This is a genomic window from Vibrio sp. C8 (genome assembly GCF_054051265.1).
Genome location: NZ_JBPAOE010000052.1, coordinates 45,785 through 65,370, shown reverse-complemented (window position 1 = coordinate 65,370; position 19,586 = coordinate 45,785). Strand labels below are relative to the sequence as shown.

The window sequence follows — 19,586 nt, the reverse complement described above, 5'->3', positions numbered from 1 at the left end:
CAACAAAAAAGTCGCCTAGTTTGGCGACTTTCTTATCTGTATAAACTCAATCAATGATTAGGCTCTACGTAGAGCAATTCGTTGTCCAAACACGTTGAACAAAGCGCCGACAACAATAAGAGCACCACCGATATAGGTAGACACAGCTGGAATTTCATCGAAATACACCAATCCGATAACAATCGAAAAGACGATTTGAACGTATGAAAACGCTGAAGCTTTACCCGCTTCTTGAGTTTTCATTGCTTTTGTTAAGCCATATTGCCCAATTTGTGTAAACACACCAATCATAATCAACATAAAGGTCAAATGAAGATCCGGCCATATAAAATCATTCCATACCAGTAGAATTGAAATGGGAGTAGCAATCATTGGGAAGTATAGAATGATGACTGAACTGTCTTCCGTTTGGCTTAGCTTACGCACAATGACATAAGCGATAGAACTGCCAAAAGCGCCAATGAGGGCAACGATCACGCTGAATGTTGGTAGGTTGACTTCACTGGAACCATCGAGTTCTGGTAATAGGATGCAATATAGTCCCAATATGCACAGCACAATACAGATCAAGGTTGCTGGTTGAATCCGTTCCTTCAAAAAGAACACAGCTAGCAATGCTGTGAAAATAGGGTGCGTGTATTGAAGAATCGTAGCTTCTGCTAGCGGTAGTGACGTTACTGAGTAGTAGACACAGATAAGTGAAAACGTACCAACAGCGCCTCTAAGCAAGAGTAATGGGCGATTGTTACCCCAAACCGAAATGCGTTTACGTTTTACGTCAGCGTAACTAATGACAAAAGAGACTAGAGCCCTTGCCGCGACGATTTCAAAAACAGGAATGCCATATTCATGAACCGCTTTTACGCTGGCTGTCATCAAGGAGAAGCCGAGTGCAGAAAGAAACATAAAACGTACGCCGACAGGAATTGCCAGCAAAGGGTTGGTTTGCATAGTAAAAGGTGACTTAGTTTAAAGCAGAATTAGAACGATACTTTATCGTTACACGTCGTCGTTGTCGCGCATTTTCTGAAGTGTTTTTCATTCTCATTAATATCACAGAATAATAAACGGTAAGAATGTTCCTAAAAACAGGAATATTGGTTATGGTATTTATGCCTAAAGGGATAATGCCAACAGGAAACAAGGAACACTCCTCTTAGGTTTTAATACATTGGGCCAACTCCATTGGCTATTTATTAACAATAAAACCGTTGTCCTAGATAAGTGTTGGAACTGCTTATGTCGACAAATAAAGTCCGCTTCCCCTGAAATGGTTGAAACGGCTAAGGATATTTATGAATGCAAACTATTTGGATTAAAAATCCTCTCGCGATTTATACAGGGAACACCAAAGATGCTCGTGGTGGGGTGGTAATTCGCGGAAACAAAATTATCGAACTCATTGCGTTAAACGCTTCACCTTCAATATCTTATGACTATGCTGTTGATGCTTCGCATCACGTCGTCACTCCCGGGCTCATCAACGCTCACCATCACTTCTATCAAACATTAACTCGTGCTTATCCAACCGCTTTGAATAAAGAGCTTTTTCATTGGCTCAAAAGCCTTTATCCGGTATGGGCGAATCTTGACGATGAAATGCACAGTGTTGCGACCGAACTGGCGCTGGTGGAATTGATGCGTTCAGGCTGTACAACCGCATCTGACCACCATTATTTGCTGCCATCGGGACTTGAACACGCCATTGATATACAGGTTGAAACTGCACGTAAACTCGGCGTGCGTACTATTTTCACCCGTGGTTCAATGAGCTTAGGTGAGGATGAGGGAGGGTTGCCGCCAAGACAGACCATACAAAAAGAACAAACCATCATTGATGATAGCGAACGATTAATTCGTAGCTATCACCAGACTCAAGATGGATCAATGACACAAATTGCGTTAGCGCCGTGTTCACCGTTCTCGGTGACTACAGACTTAATGAAGGAAACCGCTCGTATTGCGGAGCGCGAGGGTGTTATGACGCATACACACTTGTGCGAAACCATCGATGAAGAGAATTTTTGCATTCAACGCTTCGGAATGAGGCCTGTAGATTACTTGGAAGATGTGGGTTGGCTTAATGACAGAACTTGGTTGGCGCACGGCATCCATTTCAACTCAGAAGAAATTATCAGGCTCGGTAAAGCTGGAGTGGGTATCTCACATTGCCCGACCTCGAACATGATGCTGGCTTCTGGTATGTGTAAGAACTTAGAGCTGGAATCTGCTGGCGTGAAAGTAGGGCTGGGTGTAGATGGTTCGGCTTCCAATGACGGATCAAATATGATTGCCGAAGTTCGTATGGCTATGTATTTACAGCGGCTTCAGTATGGTTCCGCTAAAATAACTCATTTCGACGCATTACGTTGGGCGACGAAAGGTTCGGCAGCGGCAATGGGGCGCAGTGATATTGGGGAGTTAGAGGTTGGTTTAGAAGCCGATATATCCATGTTCAAGCTTGATGATATTCGTTTCTCAGGAAGTCACGATCCATTAGCTGCGCTTTTACTGTGTGGTGCCCAGCAAGCGGATAAAGTGATGGTGGCTGGTCAATGGCGAGTTTTAGATGGTGAAGTGGTGGGCGTTGATATGGCTCAACTGCTAGAGCGTCACTCAGCGGCAGCTAAGCGCTTAGCACAGCTGGCTAAATAATTATTCTTTAACTTAAAAGTCATAGAGACAGTGTGAGATCTTTGTTGTATAACGAAGATCTCATAATTCATCAGGGATTGATAATGTACATTCAAAATTTCGAAGCTTTTCTTATTGCTATTACCATTCTGACTCTCACTCCTGGATTGGATACCGCACTGGTTATTCGCAACACCTCTCGAGCGGGATTCGCGGATGGTTGTACTACGAGCTTGGGAATTTGTACGGGACTATTTGTCCACGCTACCTTTTCTGCAATCGGTATTTCAGCGATCTTGGCTCAGTCAGCAGAGCTGTTTCATTTTGTGAAAATGATTGGTGCGGCTTACTTAATTTGGTTGGGTTTATCGAGTCTTCGAGCGCTTATGGCTTCAGGACAAGGACTTAACGTAGCTGTGGCGACGCATTCATCTTTGAATTTGAAACGTTCATTGCGTGAAGGTTTCTTATCGAACGTATTAAACCCTAAAACAGCAGTATTTTACTTAGCATTTTTGCCACAGTTTATTAATCCTGAACATTCACCTTTGCTTCAATCTCTATTGATGGCTGCGATTCATTTTGTGATTGCGATGATTTGGCAATGCGGTTTGGCGGCAGCGCTAAGTTCAGCTAAGAACCTACTTAAAAACGCCTCTTTTATGCGCTGGATGGAAGGTACAACAGGTGTGGTGCTAGTGACTTTAGGTATTAAATTGTTATTTGAAAAAGAAACGGTTTAGTCTGGATTAATTTGTACTTAATGAGAAATAGCGCCAAAAAGGCGCTATTTTTTATGTCAGATTATAGTTGGTTAAGCTACGGCTTTTGAATAAGTCATATGCGATTCAAAGTAACGTTTTGTCTCTTCGACCACAACATGGCGTAGGGCAATCAGACCGATAAGGTTTGGAATCGCCATCAGGCCATTCACGATATCCGCCAAAATCCAGATCATATCCAAATGCAAAAAAGCGCCTGATGCTACGAGAGCAATGAAGATTAGCTTATAAGGCAGAACCGCTTTTGTCCCCAATAAGTACACAACACATCGCTCACCGTAATAGTTCCAACCTAAGATGGTGGTAAATGCGAAGAACATTAAGCCGATAGACACAAGCATTGGGCCCAACGTATTTGCATTTAATCCAACAGCGAATGCATGAGTGGTCATCGCGGCACCAGCCAAATCTGTTTGCCATGCGCCAGTAAGAATCAACGCTAAGCCCGTCATGGTACAGATGATGATGGTATCGAAGAATGTACCTGTCATGGAAATCAAACCTTGGCGTACACAAGAGTCCGTTTTCGCTGCTGCTGCTGCCATTGGAGCACTACCTAGGCCAGATTCGTTTGAGAATACACCACGTGCGATACCAGATTGGATAGCAAGCATAATGCTTGCGCCAAGGAAACCACCTGTTGCAGCGGTTGAAGTGAAAGCAGAGACCAGAACCAACTCAATAGCATTCAGCAGTTGATCTGAATTGGTGATAATCACACTCAGACAAGCAACAATGTAGAACACCGCCATCGTTGGTACCACTTTACCCGCTACTTTCGCAATCGACTGAATACCGCCGATAGTGACGAATGCCACTAGTAGAGTAAGCACCACAGCAGTCACTTCACGTGATACACCAAATGAAATCTGTGTTGCATCTAAAATAGCGTTTACTTGAGGGAAAGTACCGATACCAAAACACGCGACACCCAGAGCAAAAATTGCAAACAACACGGCAAGAGTTTTTGAACCAACACCATATTGTAAGTAGTACATTGGTCCGCCGACCATTTGCCCGTTTGCGTCTGTTTTACGATATTTCACAGCCAGTAGACATTCGGCGTATTTAGTTGCCATGCCAAATACCGCTGCCAGCCACATCCAGAATAGTGCGCCTGGACCACCGACTTTGATAGCTGTCGCTACACCAACGATGTTACCTGTGCCTATCGTCGCGGACAGGGCAGTGCACAAGGCAGCAAAACTGGATACATCACCTTCTTTGTTTGAGCTTTTGTCTTTGGAAAAGACCATTTTTAACGCAGTTGGTAGATGGCGAAACTGAAGTAAGCCTAAACGAAATGTAAAATAGATACCTGTACCAACAAGTAATATCAGAAGTGGTGGACCCCAAATAAAATTGTCGATTGTTTGTAGTAGTGATTGAAGGTTTGTCATGAATTCCCCTTAAAAAATAACACATAAGGAGAAGAGAGAAAGGGTATAAAAAATATAAATAGATCCGCCGCGCAAGACGCAACGAACACAATAGTGCCTTTCACTCCTCTGTCCTTTTGCCTGAGAGTTTCACCCTGCTAAACGCAGGACTTGCTCCTTCGGCGACCGATTTAACGGTTCTCTCCAGAGGTTCCTCCAACTACAGTCCTCGCTTATTCCAAATACGGAATAAAGCACCTGAAAGATTTACTTCTTCGGCGGGTAACACTAATCTAACAATTTATTATTAGATTAATAACCTCTCTCCTGCAGTCTTCATCGGAACAATTATCCAAGTGAATGGATAATTTGCGTTGGCGATATTAGCGAAATCAAAATGTGATGTCACGCACTAGATCAATTTAATGTAACATTGTGGTTCAAGTTACGGATTTATATACTTTCCCATGACTTTATGGGCAATAATACGTGATATAAGCTAGTCAACAAATTGGAGGAATCCATGAACAGATTAATTGCTATCGCTGTACTGGTGGTGCTGGCTTTTCTGTTAATCCGTTACGGTACTAACGCAAAATTTCAGAAGTGGATTGTCACAGCTTTGGTTTCTGCTTTTGTTATCTACGTTGTGACAGTTGTTGTTGCTGAATTGATCCGCTGATGTTTGAACTAGGAGTAAAAAATGAATCAAACAGATTTAGATGATGATCATGATGATGTTGTCGTTATCGAGCAGCGTGATAAAAAGGGTGTTGTATACATAGCTGTAACCGCTGTATTGGGGTTGGCACTTGGAGGCCTGATTGGCTCTTCAGTAACGGCTTCAAAGTGGGAAAAGACATACCAAGTTCTTGAAGGTCAATATCAAAAGAACCAAGAAATCAAAACAGAACAAGTTGCGGTTGAAGAGCAAAATAAGGCCAATGCTAAAGAAGAATTTGATAAGCAATTAGCTGCTGCGATGGAAGAGCAAGAACAGAAACATCAACAAGCGATTGCGAATATTGAATCTCAGCTAACTGAGCTTGAAAAAGTGAATATGTCTCTAGAAACGCAAGTCGCAGAACAAAAAGCGCAACTTGAGCAAACTGCGCAGCAAAATGCCAAACTAAATCGCCAGTCAGATATGCAAACAACTATGCTTGAGCGTTCACGCGAGTTATTCCAGCAAGAGCTGAAAATTAAGCAAGAAGTTGAAGCCTTGCAGAAAGAACGTGACGAGTTGGTACCAAAGCTAAAAACACTAAAAAAAGAGTGTGATGTATATCTAGAAGGCAAATCATGGGATGCGACCTCTGACTCTTGTGACAAACAGGATGCTGCGAGTTCTAGAATTAGCCAAATTGATCAAATGCTAAGAATTCATCAGATGGACTTAGAGCAAATTAAAGCACTTTCAGAAGAAATTGGACTTTAAGTTCGAATCGAAATGGACAAAGAAAAACCAGCCAAGTGGCTGGTTTTTTTATCAACTTAGTATGGACAACTATTCTGATTAATCGCGAAAATTGTTGTATTGGAATGGTTGTTCCAATTCAGAACCACGTAGGAAAGCGATCACTGTTTGTAAATCATCACGCTTTTTACCCGTTACACGTACTTTGTCGCCTTGAATGGATGCTTGAACTTTTAGCTTCTCATCTTTAATCATTTTAACGACTTTCTTCGCTAAATCGGTTTCAATACCTTGTCTGAAAACCACTTCTTTAGACCAAGTTTTACCTGACGGTACCGATTTTTTCGATTCCATTGAGCGAGGATCAACACCACGTTTCGCGAGGTTGTTACGCAGGATGTCCATCATCTGAGTAATTTGGAAATCGTCTGGGGCAGTAAGTTTTACTGTTTCATTTTTAAGTTCAAAACTGGCTTCAACGTTGCGGAAGTCAAAACGTGTTGCTAGATCACGTACAGAGTTCTCAACAGAGTTACGTACTTCAACAGTATCGACTTCAGAAACGATATCAAAAGAAGGCATGTTAAGTTTCCTTATTGTTGATTGGAGCGGCGTACTTTGATCGACTCAGCCAGCATTGCCAGCATTGCCTTGGTATCTTCCCAGCCCAAACAAGGGTCAGTGATAGATTGGCCGTACGTCAGATTATCAAGGTCAACCATAGACTGGTTTCCTTCCTCAATAAAACTTTCAGCCATGATACCCGCTATTTTATGACTACCGGACTCGATTTGATCACAAATGTTTTGAGCAACGTCTAATTGTTTACGATGTTGCTTTTCGCAGTTCGCATGGCTGAAATCGACCACTAGACGTTCCGGTAAATTAAATTGGGTTAGTTGCTTACACGCTTCATCAATGGATGCTGCGTCAAAGTTTGGTCCAGATTCGCCACCACGTAAGATAACGTGACCGAATGGGTTACCCGCAGTGCGATACACTGTCATACGACCATTTTTATCTGGTGAATAAAAGTAGTGTTGGGCATGAGAAGCGCGAATAGCATCAATAGCAATTTTTACATTGCCATTGGTAGCGTTCTTGAAACCAACTGGACAAGACAGGGCAGAAGCCATTTCTCTATGAATTTGAGATTCTGTCGTACGTGCGCCAATGGCTCCCCAAGTAATCAAATCAGAGATATATTGACCCGTGATCATATCCAGGAACTCAGTCGCGGTTGCAAGACCAAGCTTATTGATATCTAACAGAAGTTTACGTGCTTTGTTTAGACCGGTTTCTAATGCATAAGAGCCATCTAAGTTTGGATCGGTAATTAAACCTTTCCAACCAATAACTGTGCGCGGTTTTTCAAAGTAAGTTCGCATAACAATAAACAATTCATTGCTATATTGTTCCTGAATTGCACTTAAACGCTGACCGTAATCTAAAGCTGCTTCGGTGTCGTGCACAGAACAAGGGCCTACGATGACCAAAAGGCGATCGTCCTCGCCAGTAAGAATCTGTTCGATTTGTCTGCGAGAGTGGGCAATACTTTGTGCAACTTCTTCCGTAATTGGATGTGCTTGGCTAAGTTCTGCCGGAGTTGGCATTGGTCCCAACGCTTGGGTTCTTAATTCATCTGTTTTGGTTGGCATAGGAGAATAGCCTGTCCTTTTATTGCGAAGCGCTAAAGATAGCGAATTTGGCTGTCATAATAAACAGTTGCGAGCATTTGACGCTCATAAAAAGTGTAAAGTGAAAATATATTCATTTATTCGCCATAACTATTGAATATATGCTTGTTTTTCTCTCTTTGACTCGGTATTTTCGAGCAAACAACAAAACGGTAATTGGAGCAGTAATGAGTTTTGAACAACAAGGAACCATCCATCAAGAATTGGTGTTGGGAAATACCCTGCCAAATGCGGAGCCACAGCAAAGTAGCCATGCTTTATTTATATCGCTGTCTGAATTGATTGCAGAGAGTGTGTTCTACCATCCTGCATTGGCCGCGGGTGGAGTAGAGTTGCTTCCTGAGTTAGAACAAAACTCATTGAAATCTCTACTTAACGGATTGTCGATAGAAGAGCATTTTGTCTCAGTCCTTGTGGACTGTATTACGCAGTCGATCAGTGCTGAACATACTTCTATTCGAATCTGTTTAAGTTCCTCAGACAGCTATGCGTTTAAAGCTCTGATTGGCGGAAGCATAGAAGAAGATGAAGTTAACCCAGTAATGGGTGTCCGTGGTGTGTCTCGATTTGCTTCTAGCAAGTATTCACCGGCGTTTGCTCTAGAGTGCAAAGTGATTAAGGCACTACAAGAGAAAGGCCATAACGTAGAGATCGTTGTACCGTTTGTCAGAGCGTTGAGCGATGCGGCCACCATTATTGATCGTCTTGCTGAACAAGGTTTACCACGTGGTTTAAATGGTCTGAAAGTACTGTATGTTTGTAGTGTGCCTTCGGCTGCGCTAGTTGCAGAGAAACTGCTGCAGTACTTTGATGGTGTTGTCATCGATTGGGACGACCTGACGCAGATGACGTTAGCGGTGGATAAACATAATGATGCTATTAGCTATTTATATAACCCAGAAAGCGAAGCGGTAATTCAATTAGCAAACCTTGCTGTAACTGCTGCAAACTTGGCTAAAAAACCTGTAGTGGTTGTTACTCGTGGTTTAGAAAACTATCCGAAACTGCAGGAACATCTTGTAGAAAACATCCAGCCAGAGTCTATTTTTAACTTTTAAGTCTCTGTTCTTGATTGAGAATTAAGAGATTGGTGATAGCATCACTGATCTCTTAGTTTTGTTAGCGAAATGTTGACACTTTATCCAGCATCCCTTTAACTGACCGAATAAATATAAAACAACATACCTTAAAAGGTCAGAAACATGCTCTCTACACTTACTAAAGCAAATTGGTATCTCAAGTCATTTGGTTTTTTTAAAGTTCCTTTGATTTGGGCATGCCGCCCTCAAATTCTATCTCTCAATGAGAAATCGATAGAAATCCGTATTCCTTTAAAACGACGCAACAAAAACCATTTGAACAGCATGTACTTTGGTGTGCTTGCTGTTGGAGCTGACGTAGCTGGTGGCTTTATGGCTATGGATAAAGCAGGGCAACGTGGAGAAAAGGTGTCGCTGGCTTTTAAAGCGGTCAAAGCGGAGTTTTTTAAACGTCCCGAAGCGGATGTGCACTTTCATTGTGATGATGGAGAACTGATAGATGCAATGCTGGACGAAACCATTGCAACAGGTGAGCGAATTAATAAAGACGTAAAAATTGTCGCCACTTGCCCATCGTTGCATGGTGATGAGCCAATGGCGGAGTTTTTGTTAACATTGTCACTTAAGCGCATTAATAAACGCGCTTAGCCTGACTGAGGTGGTATAGCCCGACTATTGTTGAACTTCGGTTTTCTCAATATCGACGATTTTGCTTCGGTTGAGTACGACTTTCCAGCGATAGTAACGAGGACTTTGCTTATGTCCGTCTTCTTTAATGATCAAGTTGATTAGATGACGTTTTTCGACGGATTCTCGGCTTACCTGACCATTGTTCAGCCGATAAATTCGGTTGGAGCCTTTATCCATCAAGCGGGTTAGGGCGCGGAGGTCGATCAGCATTACATCTCGAGTTTCTTCATAACCGCTCATGAAACGTGACGTTGTCATTTCGGTTTCTGAACGGTAATGAAGGATTTGTTCTTCTCGTTGTACCACACGTTTCTTACGTATGGTTTTAATGCGATCAGCCAAAGCTGACAGGGGCTTATAGTCAAGCCATTCTATTTTTTGACCGACGTGTTTGCCTGTCGTCGGGTCAAAATAGCGTCTTCGCCACTTAGGTTTTCCTTTGCGAATCCATCGCCACATCATGTCTTTCAAGTCGTCTTTGAATATCTCGCGCAGTGCATAAACGAAAGACATAGCAATGATGAATGAAGCGGTGATTTCTCCCCAATAATCTCGCGCCAGAATCGCTGTAATAGTTACAAACACCATCACTAAACCCGTTGCTAGCCCTTTGACTGCGCGTCTCATATTCTTGCCTAAAGAAGTCACCTTTTCAGTAAGGATAATCGGATGCTCTATCAAACGTCGTAGCAAACGCATTTTGTTACTCAAGCGGGTTATATCTTGATCGGCTTTGACAGAGTTATAGTTGTTCAAAGTACGGTGCGCTTGCTCTTTTTCGACCAGAGTGATCAGGCGTTCTTTGATGGTTTTGTATTCTTTATCACGAGCCAGTTGAGACACCATGGATAAGAATTTCTGTTCGGTATACCAAGATAGGTAGTTGTCGATATTTGCGTAGTAACGCTTTAAACCTTCTTCGTACGGAATGCTTCGACGTAAGCGTTTTAGTATGTCTAAAGAGAGTTCAATAACGGTATCGACTTCATCCTCAGTGACGCTGTCACTTGATAGATTGAGTTGGTTAACGGCTTTGTCTAATGCGATAACATATTGATAAGCAAACAAACTTAAACTTACACGGTATTGTGTAGGTGAGAGCCTGCCACGTTGAGCAAGTCGACTGTGCACAAGCGGAAGAAGAATTTTGTCACTGTAGTAGGCGCGCTTTTGATGGATGGAGCTGTAAAAAAAATCAGACTCAGTCATTACGTCCGAGGTGAGTCCTAGTTCGCCCGGAACAAAGACATACATATCTAGGTCCAGTTTTTTGCTCTCTGACATCTCAGTGGTAATTTTTAACGTAACCGCATCTTGCTTATCTACCGTGATCAACAATAACTCCTAACTATCTTCGAAAAAAATAACGAAATTTTCTCTGATGAACAGGCGAAAGCATAACAGAGATAACGTATAATCTCTGCAAATTTGAGGTGAGACAGTAATTAATGATTAACGTTGGCAAGATTAACAGTCTAGAAGTGGTAAAAATCGCTGAGTTTGGCGTGTTTTTAGATGCGGGCGAATATGGCACAACAATGTTGCCAAAACGCATGGCTCCTGAGGGCGTAGAACTCGGACACTATGTTGACGTATTTTTGTATTTCGATTCAGACAATCAATTGGCTGCTACAACTGAAAAACCTGTGGCTCAAGTGGGTGAATGGGGCTTAATGACGATTGAAAGTGTCAACAGCACTGGCGCGTTTGCAAGCTGGGGTATCAAAAATAAAGATTTGTTGCTTCCATTTAGCGAGCAACGTACACGCTTTAAGCCGGGTCAAAGCGTACTGGTTTATGTTTACACAGATAAAGCGTCTGGTCGTATCGTTGGTACCACTAAGTTCAATAAATGGTTGGATAAATCTCCAGCTAATTACACTAAGAACCAGCAGGTTGATTTAATTATCGCTGAACGTTCAGACTTGGGCTTCAAAGCGATAGTGAATGGTGAGCATTGGGGAATGATTTTCCCTTCAGAAGTTTTCGGCAAGTTATTCATCGGTAAAAAGCTGAAAGGCTTCATCAAGAATATTCGCCCTGATGGCAAAATTGATCTCTCTTTACAGAAGATCGGTGTTGAGAAGATGGACGACTTGAGCGAGAAGATATTAGAGACTCTGGCTAAGAAAGGCGGTTCTATGCCTTTAAGTGATAAATCAACGCCTGAAGCTATCTTTGCTGAGTTCCGCACCAGTAAAGGGACGTTTAAGAAATCTATCGGTACTTTGTACAAACAAGGCAAAATTGTTATCGAGAAAGATGGTATCCGCTTGGCTTAAATGCCAAGCTTTATGGCCCGGTTTGTTCCTCCTGAATAACCTTGTTTCTCCAGAATAAAAAAAAGGCCCGAAATGCTTTACATTTTTGGGCCTAGGGGAATGGCTCCGAAGAGCCTGCGCTAATTTGCACTTACAGATAAGTGTAGTACAGGCTCTTCGTTTAGCGAGGGTTAGCTAGAATTTCATACTATAGTTTGATTTTACAAAAGAGAAGTTTGCTTTTTAGAATAGGTTTTTGTCTCTAACTAACTCTCTTGGTAATCCATTTTTCACTCTGTTCCCAACCCATTTACCTAATCCAATCACATCGTTACCAAAGCGGACGATGACTTCACCTTGACCACTTTGTCCTTGCGGACGAACATCACGCCCCATATACCATTCTCTGGCGTCTTCAATCGAGAGTTCAATACAACAGGCTTCATTACCCGTTGCAAGAGTGGTTGCAACTTGGTGTTGCCAGCGATAGCCTTTTTTGTGCGTTTCGGCAATTTTTATCCCCATGCGTGAGAAACGTAGCTCACCCAGCATTGGCTCTAATGCATCAGGGAATAACCATACATCGTTGTCACGAAGCCAGACTGAACTGCTGTCTGGCAGCGAAATACCTAAGCATTTTTTTAGCTCTTGATTCACGTCATTTGAGATCTTCGAATTGGCTTTTTCAAACGGGAACTTACCTAAGCGTTTTTTTACTGCTGGTGTATCTACACTGCCATTCTTACGGACTCTAGCCACGAAGAAGCCTTCGCAGTCATAAACTTGCGGGAATATATGCAGGAAACCTTCTTCCGTTAGTGCTTTATTGGCTTCAGGGAATAGAGAAGCTAATGATTCGAAACTGACTGCATCGCCGAATGTCTGTTTAAGATGCTGGCAAACATCTTGGTTTTCTTCACGGCTTAATGTACAGGTTGAATATACAAGTACGCCACCTACTTTGAGAGCCTGAAATGCGCTTTCAATCAACTCTTTTTGTGTATCTGCAATACTTTGAATGGATTCTTTGCTCCAGTTTTTCAAAGAATCTGGATCTTTACGAATGGTTCCTTCGCCTGAACACGGCGCGTCCAACAATACGGCGTCAAATTGCTCTGGTAACCAACTGCCAAACACTCGTCCATCAAAGTTAGTCAGGGCAGTGTTGCGAATGCCGCAGCGTTCTATGTTGGCATGCAGGACTTTTACACGGCTAGCTGAGAACTCATTGGCTACCAAAATACCGTTGTTTTGCATTAGGGCTGCAATCTGTGTTGTTTTAGAACCCGGAGCCGCAGCTGTGTCTAGCACTGATAGGTAAGAGCTGTCTTCAGCGGTGAACAGTGCTGATACAGGCATCATTGAGCTGGCTTCTTGGATATAAAACAAGCCAGCCATATGTTCCGCGGTATTCCCCAGAGGTACGTCACTTTCGTCAGCATCAATCCAGAAACCAGTATCACACCAAGGTACAGGTTCTAAAGCCCAGTTTTTATCTTCAGCGCGTTTTTTGAATTCCTCTACAGAGATTTTCAACGTGTTGACGCGAACACTTTTACGTAACGGTCTTTGGCATGCTGCAATGAAATCTTCCATGTTTAACTCAGGTGGAAGGATCTCGGCCATTGAAGAAAGGAACAGCTCTGGGAAGGAAATATTAGGATGCAAAACGTAATCTCGGCTAGCTAGAGGACAGAGTGGGTAGTAGGCGGCAGATTATAGCGGCATCACCGTTTTATTTGAAGTCGTGGTTTTACTGTTGGATTAAACCTTGTTAAGCGGAGAAAGGAAATAAGCGTGTTTCCACGCTTATTTATTATTTCTTATTGCTTTGAAGTTGCTAGCTTAGTCGTGCACTAGTTCGGTTGTGGAATCGCAGTGCGCCATTGTTTCCAACCTTCTTCAGCGCGCGGATATAAATAGAAAGATTGTCCTGCTTTAGCAACTGGCATGAGCTGCTTTTGTTCCGGAGTAGAGAAGGTAATGCCGCCACGAACAATACTGTCGAACGTACCTGCTTTGATATCTGCGCCTGATAAACCGATAGAAACATCCACGCCTGAAACATTCCAGAAGACACTGTTTTGGCGAATGAGATAGCTGTACTCAGGTTCAATTTCGATGGTTGAAATCACTCTGTCAGCAAGGTTTCCTAGCTGAACTCGAGTTACTCGGCCAACATCCATACCTCTGAATAAAACAGGGGTACCAACGGAAACTGATCCTTTAGTTTCGCTTTGTAGGGTAAACGAGATACTGGTTTTCTTATAGGGTAGTTCTGACAACGGGAATGAATAGGCAGGCTCGCCATCTCCCGGCTTAACCTCAATCGATTTGCTTAGCAGGTTCTCTATGTTTTCAATGCCATGAGTTAAGCTGACCTTGGCTTCAGCAATCCAAAATACGGATCCTTTTAATGCGATATTTTTGCTGTATTCAGGTTTTATTCGCGCGGTAATCGCAATTTTATTTGCAGTGAAACTAGGTGTGACACTGACCACTTCACCTACGGATACACCTTGATATTTGATGTTGGTGCCGACAGGAATCGTCACATCTCCTGAAGCTGTAAGAGTGATGGTTTTGCCGTATTTTTGCGCTTGTTGATAACTTGGATAAAGCACCCATTTGCTGTCGATTTTGTTCTCTACACCACTGATGTTGTCAAACGCGATACCACCTTGAATCAATGTTTGTAGCGGTGCGGCTTTAACACTTATGCCTGTCAGTGAAGCATCAATCTCGACGCCAGAGCGGTTCCAAAACACTGTTTGACTCGTAATGAGGTGCTTGTACTGATTTTCAATTTTTACCTTAATCTCAACGCCTTTGGACGTCAGTATATAACCAGCTACATTGCCCACGCGCAGGTTGCGATAGAGAAGTGGGCTGCCCGTACTTACTGGAGGAAGCTCTTCTGCCATTAAAGTAAATGTTTGTGTGCCGGACTGATTGTATTTAGCTAACTCTGCTAATGATTGACTTTGATAAAGCCGATATTGTGACTGAATCTGCTTGCTGCCTTCACTGACAAAGCTAATAGAACCCGTCAGTAGTTGTTTCGCAGGAGGAATAGAAACGTTTAATCCTGATTCCGTCAGTTCGGCGGTCGCAGTACCTGTGACATAAAAGCGACTATTCGAACCAATAAATGGAACGTATTCTTCATCAATCAGCGTGTCGAACTCTACGTTATCAGGCTTGAGAGTGACTTTTGTAACACTACCAACGGCAACACCTCTATACAAAATATCGGTGCCGGCACTAAGACCAAATGAGCTGTCGGAGATAAGTTTTAAGGCGACGGATTTCGCTTGAGTACGGTTAAATTCTTGCTTACGTACTGCTACAAAGTGACGAGAACGATCACCTTCACCGGGAATCAGAGTTAGATAGTTACCTTTGAAAAGATTGCCTAGGTTTTCAACACCTGTCAGCGCTATTTTGGCTTCTTCAAGAACGAAGTTACTACCGTTGTTCAACATATCGCTAAAGGCAGGCTGAATAGCTGCGGATGCAATGATCTTTCTACGTTCTTCGTCCAATTGCAAGTTGGTAATTTGACCGATTTCCAACCCTCTATACATGATTGGGGCACCAGAAAGGCTGATGTTGTTATCATCGGGAAGAACAATCTTAATTGCCACGCCGCGTCCAGCGGTTCTGAGATCAGGGTACAGTTTAAATTGAGCATTTTGTTCCGCGGGTTCTCCTTCGTCAGGAGAGTCAACGGCGATAGCCCCACCCAATAAAGCGGCTACACTTTCCATACGAATATCAACGCCACCTAAGCCTAAGTTAGCGCCAATACCGCTTACGTTCCAAAAACGGCTTTCTGTTGTTATGACATTGCGGTATTGCTCTTGAATCGACGCGTCGATAATGACGGATTTGTTATCGTCCGCCAATTGATAGTTATATACTTCACCGATAGGGATTTTCTTGTAGACGATTTGCGAACCGACAGAAATTCCGCCTAAATCACGTGCTTTTAGAGTAATGGTTAAACCCTGATTGGCGAGTAAATCTGACGGTGCCGAATCGAACGCTTGATAGCTTTGAGGATGATCGTCTGCATCGTAATCATTGTCTTCAATAATTTCATCGCCCGGATCAATGGCAATGTAGTTACCCGATACCAAAGCATCTAGACCAGAAATACCAGACAAACTTGCTGTGGGTTTAACCAACCAAAACCGCGTTTTTTCAGAAAGCAGCCTTTTTGCATCTGGATATATGTCGGTGTCGACATAAATGCTGTCTAGGTTAGGCGACAACTTGATGTCTCTGACCATACCGACTTCTAAGCCTTGATAGCGAACAGGTGTTCTTCCTGCTACCAGACCTTGCGCATTAGAGAAGTAAATTTGAATCCGTTCACCAGCATCATGGATAGATTTCATTATTAACCAACCAGCCAGCACGACAGTGAGGATCGGCAAAATCCACAAAGGAGAGATCCCTTTGTTCCTTTTGACATCTGGCTTGTAGGAGGTTTGCTGAGTAATATTTTTATTCATCAACTGACTCTTGTTTATTGTTATCGTCGCGGTAATTGTCCCAAATGAGCCTTGGGTCGAGGCTTTCTGCTGCTAAAAGCGTCAGTACTACCACCATTCCAAAAGCTATTGCACCATATCCGGGAGTAAAATCGAGCAACTGCCCACGGTCAACTACCGCTAACATTATAGAAATAACAAACAGGTCCATTACAGACCATTTTCCTATCCATTTGATAACAAAGTATATGATCATTCTTTGACGGAAAAAGACGCTTCGCTTAAATTTTATAGCAAGTAGGAGATAAGTTAAGCCAAGTATTTTGGCGACTGGTACCACAATACTTGCCACAAAAATGATGACTGCAATTCCAACCATACCACTGTTAATCAGCGACGCTACACCTGAAAATATAGTGTCTTCAAGTCTTTTGCCGTTGGTCAGCAATACTGAAATAGGTAAAAAATTGGCTGGAATAATTGAAACTGTCGCGGCCAATAAATACGCCCAGGTTCTTTCAATCGATTTGGGTTTCCTATGGTAGAGCTTTTCATGGCAACGAATGCAGTTTGAATTCTCCGGTTGAGATAGGTGGCAGTTGTGGCAGTGTACATGTTTGATCTCTAGCGGATAGTCTGTTTCTGGTCGCCACGCTTCCCAATAACGCCTCACACTGATACGACTGATAAGCAGCACGGTAAATATCTGTAGCAAAACCAGCCCATAGAGTCCGGGACCAACGAAGACATCAGAGATATCAATCAGTTTGAAACATGAAACAGCGATACTTACCAAAAATACATCGATCATTACCCAAGGTTTAAGCTTGGAGATCAGCAGCAGAGAGTAACGCATCAGGGAGAAATTATTGTGTCTTAACGCAATGTGCGCACCAACAACACTACAGCAAAGTATAAATGGAGCTAACGAAGCACAGAAAAACACGAGTAGTGCTAAACCGCCATATCCTTCGTTATAGAGTGCTTCTACACCGGAAGGGAGTGTCGCCGGTATCATAACGCCGACCAGCCGAATACGAATAAAATCGAAAAAGTGAGAGGGTATAAACAACAAAAGGCAGGTAATAGCTAACGCTAAGTTGCCGGAAAGGGAAGGTTGCCCACCACGATAAAGCTGTGTACCGCACCGAGGGCAATACGCACTTTTCCCTTTATCTACGCTGATGACGTCAACGGGCAACTCACACCCTTGGCAAAGGCGTATTCCAGAAGGAGTGGATAGATGTTTTTCTATCGCTCTCACTTTCATCCGATACCCCTTGAACTTGATGTGACATTGTCACTAGTTGGCGTAGGATTGTACTGAACCATAGAGTGTTTGATATAGCCCTTCTTGCTCAACCAGTTCTCTATGTGTGCCAGCTTGGCTAACGCGTCCATCTTCCAATACATAAATCAAATCTGCTTGTTTCACTGCTGAAAGTCTGTGCGCGACTATCAAAGTGGTTCGTCCTTTTAAGAACTCGTTCAATGCCTTATGTAAGGCACTTTCTGTTGCGGTATCGAGTGCTGATGTCGCTTCGTCTAAAATGACGAACTTGGGATTACTTAATACCATGCGTGCAATGGCTAAGCGCTGACGCTGACCACCAGAAAGACGAATACCATTGCGGCCAATTTGAGAATCCAATCCATGATCCAGCTTACTGATCACATCCTGCATTTGCGCAATTTCAAGAGCGCGCCACAGATCAGCTTCATCATGTTCACCGCCTAGGGTCAAATTGTGCCTTAAAGTGTCATTAAAGAGTATAGGTTGTTGTAGAACAACAGCAATTTCCCCACGGATAACATCGAAACTAATGTCGTCACATGTCTCGCCATTGAAACTTATTTGCCCTGAATTCGCTCGATAAACACCAATCAACAGTTGTATTAGAGTCGATTTTCCTCCGCCACTTGCTCCGACCAGTGCAACTTTTTTACCTGATGGGATACTAAGAGACAAATCATTGAGGACATTGTTTTCACCGTCATATGAAAAATTGACGTTCGAAACTGTCACTTCAACTTCTCTTTCTTCAGTGAAAGGATTAACTTTACTGACTGGACGATGTTCTTCTTCCAAATCAAGTAAAGTGTTAATTCGTCCAAGCGCGGCTTTGGCGCTGTACCAAGAAAATTGAATACTTAACAGCTCCTGAACCGGTGAAAGCATGAACCACAAATAGCCAAACACTGCAAACATCTGCCCAATAGAAAGATCACTGAACACCACCATGAGCATGGCTGCAGCTCTAAACAACTCGAAGCCAAGCAAAAACAACAGGAATGACAAGCGGCCAGCAGCTTCAGATTGCCATGCATATTTGTCCGCACTTAAACGTACTTCATTGGCCTGTTGTTTTAGCTCAGTAAGAAATTCACGTTCTTTGTTGGCCGCTCTAAGTTGATAAATACCATCAAGGGTTTCTACCAGTCTGTTTTGAAAGCGTTCAAAGGCTTGGTTTTCTCTTTTCTTCAGGTGCTTGACTTTGCTGCCTAGTAAACGCGAAAAATAAACCACGACAGGGTTTACCAATAGGATGAAGAGTCCTAAGCGCCACTCAATCCACAATAGAACAATCGCAGTACCGCTGACGGTCAACACGCCAATAATAAATTTGCTTAACGTAGACCCGATAAATTGGTCTATGGTTTCAATATCCGTAACCAAATGGGCATTTATTCCACCGCTTCCCCGAGTCTCGTATTGTTTTATGCTAATTCGCCCCAACTTATCTATCATCTTACTCCGCATCTGGTACGTGATGGTTTTAGAGACAAGCGTGAACTGTCGGCTTTGTAGAATGTTGAGCATCTGGCTCGTTGCTCGCATCAATACGACAAGTAACAGAGTGAGGACGATGTAACCTGTTGCCGTTTGCCAAGATGTTGGCAAAACACGATTCATCATCTCGATACCGGTTGAAGGTTGGTTTAGCAGTACTTCATCAACCATGAGAGGCATAAGAAGTGGGATGGGCACACTGATTAGCGTTGCAACAATCGCAATTACATTGGCAAACAATAGCTTGGATTGATGCTTTTTCGCTTGTGTTATCAGCCAAGAACGGCTAATAGTGTTTGTGGAATTTGCCATCTTTATGAGAATAAATCCTATTTAGTTTGGCGCATTATATGTAAAACCTTTAGGCAATCAAAACTTAAAGGCATTTAATACCTA

At 42.8% G+C, this 19,586-nt stretch carries 16 protein-coding genes and 1 riboswitch; of the genes, 7 read left to right on the top strand and 9 right to left on the bottom strand.

Annotated elements, in window-relative coordinates:
- Nucleotides 1-57: 57 nt before the first annotated feature.
- Nucleotides 58-951: a DMT family transporter gene (locus ACRQQK_RS19750; RefSeq protein WP_457514264.1), complete on the bottom strand. Its 894-nt coding sequence runs from the start codon at nucleotides 949-951 to the stop codon at nucleotides 58-60.
- A 348-nt stretch (nucleotides 952-1,299) separates the two neighbouring features.
- Here ACRQQK_RS19750 and ACRQQK_RS19745 point away from each other — a divergent pair, with 348 nt between their 5' ends.
- Nucleotides 1,300-2,655 (top strand): 8-oxoguanine deaminase, encoded by a 1,356-nt coding sequence (locus ACRQQK_RS19745; RefSeq protein WP_457514262.1) that lies wholly within the window; start codon nucleotides 1,300-1,302, stop codon nucleotides 2,653-2,655.
- Nucleotides 2,656-2,738: 83 nt separating this feature from the next.
- On the top strand, nucleotides 2,739-3,377 hold the full coding sequence (locus tag ACRQQK_RS19740) for a LysE family translocator (RefSeq protein ID WP_042482506.1): 639 nt from the start codon (nucleotides 2,739-2,741) through the stop codon (nucleotides 3,375-3,377).
- A gap of 71 nt (nucleotides 3,378-3,448) precedes the next feature.
- On the opposite strand, the gene ACRQQK_RS19735 is transcribed toward ACRQQK_RS19740, so the two are convergent.
- Nucleotides 3,449-4,816 carry an alanine/glycine:cation symporter family protein gene (locus ACRQQK_RS19735; RefSeq protein WP_457514259.1) on the bottom strand — a complete coding sequence of 456 codons (1,368 nt, stop codon included), beginning with the start codon at nucleotides 4,814-4,816 and terminating at the stop codon, nucleotides 3,449-3,451.
- A gap of 98 nt (nucleotides 4,817-4,914) precedes the next feature.
- A riboswitch (glycine riboswitch) is annotated at nucleotides 4,915-5,013 on the bottom strand.
- Nucleotides 5,014-5,318: 305 nt separating this feature from the next.
- Here ACRQQK_RS19735 and ACRQQK_RS19730 point away from each other — a divergent pair.
- Both ACRQQK_RS19730 and ACRQQK_RS19725 read left to right on the top strand, forming a co-directional pair.
- A complete protein-coding gene (locus ACRQQK_RS19730) occupies nucleotides 5,319-5,477 on the top strand; it encodes a hypothetical protein (protein WP_457514258.1) in 159 nt (52 codons plus the stop codon).
- Nucleotides 5,478-5,498: 21 nt separating this feature from the next.
- Nucleotides 5,499-6,233: a chromosome partitioning protein ParA gene (locus tag ACRQQK_RS19725; protein WP_457514256.1), complete on the top strand. Its 735-nt coding sequence runs from the start codon at nucleotides 5,499-5,501 to the stop codon at nucleotides 6,231-6,233.
- A 78-nt stretch (nucleotides 6,234-6,311) separates the two neighbouring features.
- Here the strand turns inward: ACRQQK_RS19725 and ACRQQK_RS19720 are convergent, their stop codons facing one another.
- Entirely contained in the window at nucleotides 6,312-6,794 is a 483-nt protein-coding gene (locus ACRQQK_RS19720; protein ID WP_457514254.1) for a YajQ family cyclic di-GMP-binding protein, read from the bottom strand.
- 11 nt (nucleotides 6,795-6,805) lie between these two features.
- The gene (locus tag ACRQQK_RS19715) at nucleotides 6,806-7,870 is read right to left on the bottom strand and encodes a 3-deoxy-7-phosphoheptulonate synthase (protein ID WP_457514253.1); all 1,065 of its coding nucleotides are present in this window, start codon (nucleotides 7,868-7,870) and stop codon (nucleotides 6,806-6,808) included.
- 206 nt (nucleotides 7,871-8,076) lie between these two features.
- On the opposite strand from ACRQQK_RS19715, the gene ACRQQK_RS19710 reads away from it, so the two are divergent.
- Nucleotides 8,077-8,967 (top strand): putative PEP-binding protein, encoded by an 891-nt coding sequence (locus ACRQQK_RS19710; protein ID WP_457514251.1) that lies wholly within the window; start codon nucleotides 8,077-8,079, stop codon nucleotides 8,965-8,967.
- Between the two features lie 144 nt (nucleotides 8,968-9,111).
- Nucleotides 9,112-9,597 (top strand): PaaI family thioesterase, encoded by a 486-nt coding sequence (locus ACRQQK_RS19705; RefSeq protein ID WP_457514249.1) that lies wholly within the window; start codon nucleotides 9,112-9,114, stop codon nucleotides 9,595-9,597.
- Between the two features lie 24 nt (nucleotides 9,598-9,621).
- Here the strand turns inward: ACRQQK_RS19705 and ACRQQK_RS19700 are convergent, their stop codons facing one another.
- Nucleotides 9,622-10,974: a hypothetical protein gene (locus tag ACRQQK_RS19700; protein ID WP_457514248.1), complete on the bottom strand. Its 1,353-nt coding sequence runs from the start codon at nucleotides 10,972-10,974 to the stop codon at nucleotides 9,622-9,624.
- A gap of 113 nt (nucleotides 10,975-11,087) precedes the next feature.
- On the opposite strand from ACRQQK_RS19700, the gene ACRQQK_RS19695 reads away from it, so the two are divergent.
- Entirely contained in the window at nucleotides 11,088-11,921 is an 834-nt protein-coding gene (locus tag ACRQQK_RS19695) for a CvfB family protein (protein ID WP_457514247.1), read from the top strand.
- A 222-nt stretch (nucleotides 11,922-12,143) separates the two neighbouring features.
- Here the strand turns inward: ACRQQK_RS19695 and rsmF are convergent, their stop codons facing one another.
- The 4 genes from rsmF to ACRQQK_RS19675 all read right to left on the bottom strand — a co-directional run bounded on the left by rsmF (nucleotide 12,144) and on the right by ACRQQK_RS19675 (nucleotide 19,502).
- On the bottom strand, nucleotides 12,144-13,568 hold the full coding sequence (gene rsmF, locus ACRQQK_RS19690) for a 16S rRNA (cytosine(1407)-C(5))-methyltransferase RsmF (RefSeq protein ID WP_457514245.1): 1,425 nt from the start codon (nucleotides 13,566-13,568) through the stop codon (nucleotides 12,144-12,146).
- Nucleotides 13,569-13,756: 188 nt separating this feature from the next.
- Nucleotides 13,757-16,420: an MlaD family protein gene (locus ACRQQK_RS19685; RefSeq protein WP_457514243.1), complete on the bottom strand. Its 2,664-nt coding sequence runs from the start codon at nucleotides 16,418-16,420 to the stop codon at nucleotides 13,757-13,759.
- Nucleotides 16,413-17,669: a PqiA/YebS family transporter subunit gene (locus tag ACRQQK_RS19680; protein WP_457514242.1), complete on the bottom strand. Its 1,257-nt coding sequence runs from the start codon at nucleotides 17,667-17,669 to the stop codon at nucleotides 16,413-16,415. Before ACRQQK_RS19680 ends, ACRQQK_RS19685 begins: the two co-directional genes overlap by 8 nt.
- 33 nt (nucleotides 17,670-17,702) lie before the next feature.
- Nucleotides 17,703-19,502: an ABC transporter ATP-binding protein gene (locus tag ACRQQK_RS19675; protein WP_457514240.1), complete on the bottom strand. Its 1,800-nt coding sequence runs from the start codon at nucleotides 19,500-19,502 to the stop codon at nucleotides 17,703-17,705.
- Between the last annotated feature and the right edge of the window lie 84 nt (nucleotides 19,503-19,586).

What these genes read in the sequence shown, in the direction of transcription:
- ACRQQK_RS19750 (WP_457514264.1), bottom strand. Translation starts at nt 951, where the DNA reads ATGCAAACCAACCCTTTGCTGGCAATTCCTGTCGGCGTACGTTTTATG.
- ACRQQK_RS19745 (WP_457514262.1), top strand. Translation starts at nt 1,300, where the DNA reads ATGCAAACTATTTGGATTAAAAATCCTCTCGCGATTTATACAGGGAAC.
- ACRQQK_RS19740 (WP_042482506.1), top strand. Translation starts at nt 2,739, where the DNA reads ATGTACATTCAAAATTTCGAAGCTTTTCTTATTGCTATTACCATTCTG.
- ACRQQK_RS19735 (WP_457514259.1), bottom strand. Translation starts at nt 4,816, where the DNA reads ATGACAAACCTTCAATCACTACTACAAACAATCGACAATTTTATTTGG.
- ACRQQK_RS19730 (WP_457514258.1), top strand. Translation starts at nt 5,319, where the DNA reads ATGAACAGATTAATTGCTATCGCTGTACTGGTGGTGCTGGCTTTTCTG.
- ACRQQK_RS19725 (WP_457514256.1), top strand. Translation starts at nt 5,499, where the DNA reads ATGAATCAAACAGATTTAGATGATGATCATGATGATGTTGTCGTTATC.
- ACRQQK_RS19720 (WP_457514254.1), bottom strand. Translation starts at nt 6,794, where the DNA reads ATGCCTTCTTTTGATATCGTTTCTGAAGTCGATACTGTTGAAGTACGT.
- ACRQQK_RS19715 (WP_457514253.1), bottom strand. Translation starts at nt 7,870, where the DNA reads ATGCCAACCAAAACAGATGAATTAAGAACCCAAGCGTTGGGACCAATG.
- ACRQQK_RS19710 (WP_457514251.1), top strand. Translation starts at nt 8,077, where the DNA reads ATGAGTTTTGAACAACAAGGAACCATCCATCAAGAATTGGTGTTGGGA.
- ACRQQK_RS19705 (WP_457514249.1), top strand. Translation starts at nt 9,112, where the DNA reads ATGCTCTCTACACTTACTAAAGCAAATTGGTATCTCAAGTCATTTGGT.
- ACRQQK_RS19695 (WP_457514247.1), top strand. Translation starts at nt 11,088, where the DNA reads ATGATTAACGTTGGCAAGATTAACAGTCTAGAAGTGGTAAAAATCGCT.
- ACRQQK_RS19685 (WP_457514243.1), bottom strand. Translation starts at nt 16,420, where the DNA reads ATGAATAAAAATATTACTCAGCAAACCTCCTACAAGCCAGATGTCAAA.
- ACRQQK_RS19680 (WP_457514242.1), bottom strand. Translation starts at nt 17,669, where the DNA reads ATGAAAGTGAGAGCGATAGAAAAACATCTATCCACTCCTTCTGGAATA.
- ACRQQK_RS19675 (WP_457514240.1), bottom strand. Translation starts at nt 19,502, where the DNA reads ATGGCAAATTCCACAAACACTATTAGCCGTTCTTGGCTGATAACACAA.